Below are 5,255 nucleotides of genomic sequence, written 5' to 3'. Positions count from 1 at the left end.
GTCCCCCTCACCGACCCCCTCGGGCCCCCCCCCAACTGGCCGCACCGGCCGCCCCGACGGCGGGGGGGGGACCTTCCGGTGTGGCAGGCAAACAATCTTCAGTCAGCACCGGCGGCGCAACCGGCGCCGCCAGCGTGCGCCCCCGTGGGAGGGTTCCCGTGAGAGCCGCAGCAGCGAGGCGATCCAAGCCGGTCCACGACGTCTCCTGCGGCCGGGCTCTGCGCGAACGCCTACTCGGCCAGGCCGGATCCCCCGACCCCGTGCCGATCCTCGTGGTCGCGATGATCGCTGCCGAGATCTATGGCCACTGCGGTCACTGTCTCCTCAAGTGCCGCCGCCTGGCGACGGGCTGGACCGTCGCCCAGGCCGTGACCGCCGCCCCCGCCTCGTCGAATCCGAAGGACTGCCGAAGGTCGGGCTGTCCGAGCGTTCGTGGAAGGACTGGGAAGCCGGTCACCCGCCCAGCCCCGACTATCAGGACCTCTTGTGCCGTCTGTTCGCCACCAACCCGGTCTCGTTGGGTTTCGCCCCCGACTACTCGCCCCAGGATTCTGATCCACTTTGGAACGGCAGCGACGCGAGTGCGACCCTCCCTGCAGGGCGGGCAAGTGCCAGCGGAACCAGCCCGGTTGACGGGGGGGGAGGTGGAGGAGACGAAGCGTCGCGACGCGGTGAAGCTCGCCGGACTGGCCATGGTGGCCCCGGCCACCGCAGCACAGATCCTGGAAGAGGCCGCCGCCGAAGCCATGGAGTTCACCCGGCAGGCCGAGGCGACCTCGCTCGGCTCCGGCACCCTCGACCTCGCGGTCACCGAGTTCAATCGCGCGTACTCCCTGAAGCCCCCGGGCAAGGTCTTCGACGCCGTGCTGGACTACCGGCGCAAGGTCGGCCGGTTCCTGAAGCAGGACCGCACTCTCCCGCAGGAGCGTGAACTGCGGGGGTTCGCCGGGTGGCTGTCCGAACTCTTAGACGTTGTCCTATGTGGTGAGGCGGAGTAGTACTGCACCATGGGGCAGGGGACGTGGAGTTGGATTGTTCCGGACGGGCTGTGGGAGATCGCGAGGCCGTTGCTCCCGGCGTCGAGAGTGCGTCCGCAGGGCGGCGGGACGCCGGATACACCTGATGAGACGCTGTTCGCCGCGATCATCTATGTGCTGGTCAGCGGATGCGCCTGGCGGCAGCTGCCGCCCTGATTTGGGATCTCGAAGTCGACTGCTCATCGGCGGTTTCTGATCTGGTCCAGAGCCGGAGTCCGGGGCCGGCTGCACGAGGCCGTGCTCCACCAGCTCGATGACGCCGGTCTCATCGACATCACCCGTGTCGTGCTCGACACCGCCCACGCCCGCGCTAAAGGCCCGAGCCCCGTGGACCGGCGCAAGCCGGGTACCAAGATGCACATCCTGTCGGACGCGAACGGACTGCCCCTGGTCGTCGGGATCTCCGCAGCGAACGTCCACGACAGCGAAGGGCTGAAGCCGATGGTGGCGGGACTCCAAACGCAACACGACCCGCATCGCGGCCGCTGTTTCAAGCCCGAACGTCTCCATGCGGACAAGGCCTACGACGTCTCCCACCTGCGGCGATGACTCTGGGGCAAACACATCGGGCGTCCGTGTCGCACGCAAGGGCGTCGAATCCAGCGAACGATTAGGGCGTCGCAGATGGGTGACCGAGTGGACTGTGTCCTGGCTGACCGGCTACCGCCGCCTCAGCCCCCGCTGAACACAACCCCCGCAACTACCTGGCCTTCCTCGGCCTCGTCGCCGCCCTCTGCTGCTACAAGCGGCTCGCCCGCCTCACCACATAGGACAAAGTCTAAGACGCACCCGCTCCCGCTTTCCTGCTCCTTGGGGGTCAGCCGTGCCCGCCCCCGGGTCCGCTGGAGCACTACGTAGCTCGGTTCGACAACGTGTTCGCCAATCTGGCTCAGCGGCGGGGGTTTCGCGAGTGCTCACGGGACTGCTCGCGCCGCGGGACCGGAACAAGACGATCACATGTCTGGCCGGGGCAGAGTCGGCAATCGGGGCTGGTGGCCCGGTGGTGCAGCGGCTGCAGTTCTTCTTGTCCGAAGCCGCCTGGAACGCCGACCGGGTCAACGACCTGCGGCTTGAGCTGCTGCGGATGCACGAGCAAACCGCGCCGCACAAGGGCGGGGGGATCGTCATCGACGACTCCGGGGACCGCAAGGACGGTACTGCCACCGCGCACGTGGGCCAGCAGTGGCTGGGCCGGCTGGGCAAGACCGACAACGGCATCGTCACGGTCACCACGGTGTGGACCGATGGGCGGGTGTACTACCCGTTGCACGCGCAGCCGTACACCCCCGCCCACCACTTCCGCCGCGGCCGAGCCGACCCGGGCTTCCAGACCAAGCCGCAGATCTCCGCCGCGCTCGCCGCACGGGGCAAGGCGGCGGGCTTCGCCTGCCGGGCTGTGGTGGCCGACTGTGCCTACTCGGTCAGCGACTACTGGTACTTCGTTCTGCGTGACGCTGATCTTCCTTACGTGGTGGCGCTCAAACGACACCGTGGGACCTGGGCCCGCGTCGATGAGCCACACACGCCCATCGATGCCGCCCGCACCCTGGCCGGGACCGACCCCGACCATCCCGGCGACTGGACAGGTTGAACGTCGGTGCCGGGACGGGCACACCGAGACCTGGTGGGCCGCCGCCGACGCCACCCTCGGCGGCTACGGCCCGCACAGTCCATGCCGCCTGGTCGTGGCCACCACCGACCCGGGCACCTTGCCTGAGAAGGCGACTTGGTATCTGGCCACCAACCTGCCTCACCCCGACGCCCCGCACGCCACCGACAGTAGGCACCCGCCAGCCGGCCTCGCCGAGATCGTGCACCTCTACGGCTGCGGCCCTGGATCGAGCAGAGCTACAAGCAGATCAAGGACGAACTCAGCTGGACCCCCTTCCAGGTCCGCTCCGAGATCGCGATCCAGCGCCACCAGACACTGGTGAACTGCGCGTTCACGTTCTGCTGGGACCAGTGGTTCGCCCCACCCGGGGCATTGGACGCGACGGCACTGGATCCCTGTCCCGACGACGGGCCAGAGAGGGGGAACCGGCACACCCCACCAGCCCCAACTGCCCTGCTATCCCAAGGCATTACGGGCCGTACATGCCTGGCTCACCCCGGCCAACGCCCTGCATCGCTGGTGGCAGGCATGGACCGACAAGGACCCACCACTCGAGCTCCAAGCCCTCCTCAACGCGGTCACAGCTGGCAGACCCCTTGGTCTCTACCGCCAGGTTACGAACTATCGGTAAGGGATCCCGGCGTCGGAACGGTTCGGCGCGGCGCAATGTCTCCAAGTCGGGCATATCTAGCGCACAGGTTTATGGATGGGGGAGAAAATGTCCGGATGATTAACACGGTCGAAACTTGGACTCCTTGCGACTGCCCCTGCCCGGGATTGATTCTAGAGGTGGGTGACTGTTGAAAAAACCTCACTGCTCAGAGTACGGTGACGGTTCTCTCGCTGTCTGGGACGTTCAACTGTGCGTGAGATTGACCCAAGTTTCCACCTTTGACAGTGACATGACTCCGAATGGGCCCGCCATTAGGGTCAGCAGACAAGAACCTAAACACCCAGATCCCGATTTCATGAGCAACATTCCAGTCGGCCACTCCTTCGATTACTGCATGCGGTTCAATGCTATGTTTGATGATGCCCCTGTACCTTTTGCCACCAGGACTCGAAAGCTGCACGTACATCCTAAGCCCACTTTCCTCTGCCTCGCGCCAGCCCTCGTCATCAACCCCGAACAGCCAGTACTTCGAAGTAATCCTCACCTTCGGAGTGAGTTTGGAACGGCCGCTTGACAGGATCGGCCTGATGTCGGCCTCCAGCCTCTTGTTGGTGTAGCTGTCATAGACCCATAGATGATCTACTGCTTCGAAGTCTGCCACGCGTTTCACCTGCACTGGTTATCTCGTGAGCCGTAGCTCACTCGTCCTGATGCTGTCGGAGCGGTTCCGGGGCGGCGCGTTGGCCTTCCCGGGCTGTTCGAGGAGGGAGTCGTAACGCCTGTTCAGGTCCAGGCCGTTGATGTCTGAATGTTAGAGCGGTGCGTGGCTCCCGGCCAGCGGTAGTCTTCGGGGACTTGAGGGATGCCTTTGTCTTTCCTTGCTGTTGGAGACCTCGTGAGGGAGCGGCAACGGCAGCCCACCCGACGGCCACCATTCCTTTCGGCTATTGCTCATGGTGGTGCGAGCCCGCTGCGCGGTGACCTCTTGCACGCGGACAACGGTGGGCTGCGCGAGTATGTACAGGAATGGCTTGCCGGACAGATTCGGCCCCCGGACGGGACCGGCACGGCCGAGCCTCGGGCACCACGCCGGAAGGGGCGGGACAAGCCCCGGCGCACAGGACTGCCGTTGGGCAACCGCCTGGAGCCGGGTGCGGGCCAGGCTGGCGAGGGCGTCGACGGTGCAGGCGGCGAGTTTGCCCAGGTTGTTCTTCAGGTTCGCCCAGGCGCCTTCCGCCGGTTCATGTCCGGCGCAGCCAGCCGCTTCCCGGTCAGGCTACCCCCATCGGGATACCGCATACAGGCCATCCCAGCATGAGATCACCATCACGCTCAACCGAGCACGTCAGAACACACCCGGACTTGGCTACAGGCAGACGGTGAACTGGGCGGGGCAATAGCTGCTTTGCACTGATTCATAGCGTCGCACTTGATGCTCCTGGATGTGTTCCTGTTCTTCCTGGTACTCCTTCACCCGTTGACAGGTCTTGATCCGTAACATGTAAGTGCCGCTCAGCCCATCCAGCCCCATCAGCTTCCTGTTCTTGAGCGCGTACAGCTGGCTGCAGGCGGCAACAATGTCCATCCCGGCCGGTAGTAGGTTCCACATCAATCGGAAAACGTTACTGTTCATACACTTGTCCAGCTCTGCAATGTCGGAAGTGTCGGCGCCGAATGCGATCATGTCGCCCTGGACGTGGATATTCGGAGGCTGCGGGAAGGCACCTGAACAGGACATAAAGTATGTTTTAAACTCCTCAAACCCGGGCCAGGTCCGTTCGCTCAGTTTCTGTACGACTCCGCTCACGCTGCGTGTCTCCTCAGTTCAGTCTGTTGGTACGCCCTGATAACCCCAGACTGTAGCCGTACCTGATCACGCGTGTACGGTGAATCACTGAGAAACACCGATGTGAGTGAACGCTTCGCGTCCTGACGCTTTTTCATCCTGAATGGTCGCAGGTCAACAGCGTGTGGTTGGCTTGGATGATGGTGC

The 5,255-nt window shown here is 64.6% G+C and carries 4 protein-coding genes and 1 pseudogene; 3 read left to right on the top strand and 2 right to left on the bottom strand.

The window, feature by feature from the left end:
- The first annotated feature begins 644 nt into the window (after positions 1-644).
- The 3 genes and pseudogenes from ACFWZ5_RS44630 (at position 645) to ACFWZ5_RS44620 (ending at position 2,628) form a co-directional block, all read left to right on the top strand.
- Entirely contained in the window at positions 645-998 is a 354-nt protein-coding gene (locus tag ACFWZ5_RS44630) for a hypothetical protein (protein ID WP_384892877.1), read from the top strand.
- 9 nt (positions 999-1,007) lie between these two features.
- Positions 1,008-1,807 (top strand): annotated as a pseudogene (locus ACFWZ5_RS44625) (IS5 family transposase).
- Between the two features lie 140 nt (positions 1,808-1,947).
- Positions 1,948-2,628 carry a transposase gene (locus ACFWZ5_RS44620; RefSeq protein ID WP_384892874.1) on the top strand — a complete coding sequence of 227 codons (681 nt, stop codon included), beginning with the start codon at positions 1,948-1,950 and terminating at the stop codon, positions 2,626-2,628.
- An 839-nt stretch (positions 2,629-3,467) separates the two neighbouring features.
- Here ACFWZ5_RS44620 and ACFWZ5_RS44615 read toward each other — a convergent pair.
- Positions 3,468-3,923 (bottom strand): hypothetical protein, encoded by a 456-nt coding sequence (locus ACFWZ5_RS44615; RefSeq protein ID WP_384892871.1) that lies wholly within the window; start codon positions 3,921-3,923, stop codon positions 3,468-3,470.
- Between the two features lie 705 nt (positions 3,924-4,628).
- A complete protein-coding gene (locus ACFWZ5_RS44610; protein ID WP_384892868.1) occupies positions 4,629-5,069 on the bottom strand; it encodes a hypothetical protein in 441 nt (146 codons plus the stop codon).
- Positions 5,070-5,255: the final 186 nt, after the last annotated feature.

The sequence above is a fragment of the Streptomyces sp. NPDC059003 genome, from assembly GCF_042740445.1.
Classification (GTDB): domain Bacteria; phylum Actinomycetota; class Actinomycetes; order Streptomycetales; family Streptomycetaceae; genus Streptomyces.
Note: the sequence above shows the minus strand (reverse complement) of the source record. Positions and strands in the feature narration are given on the sequence as shown.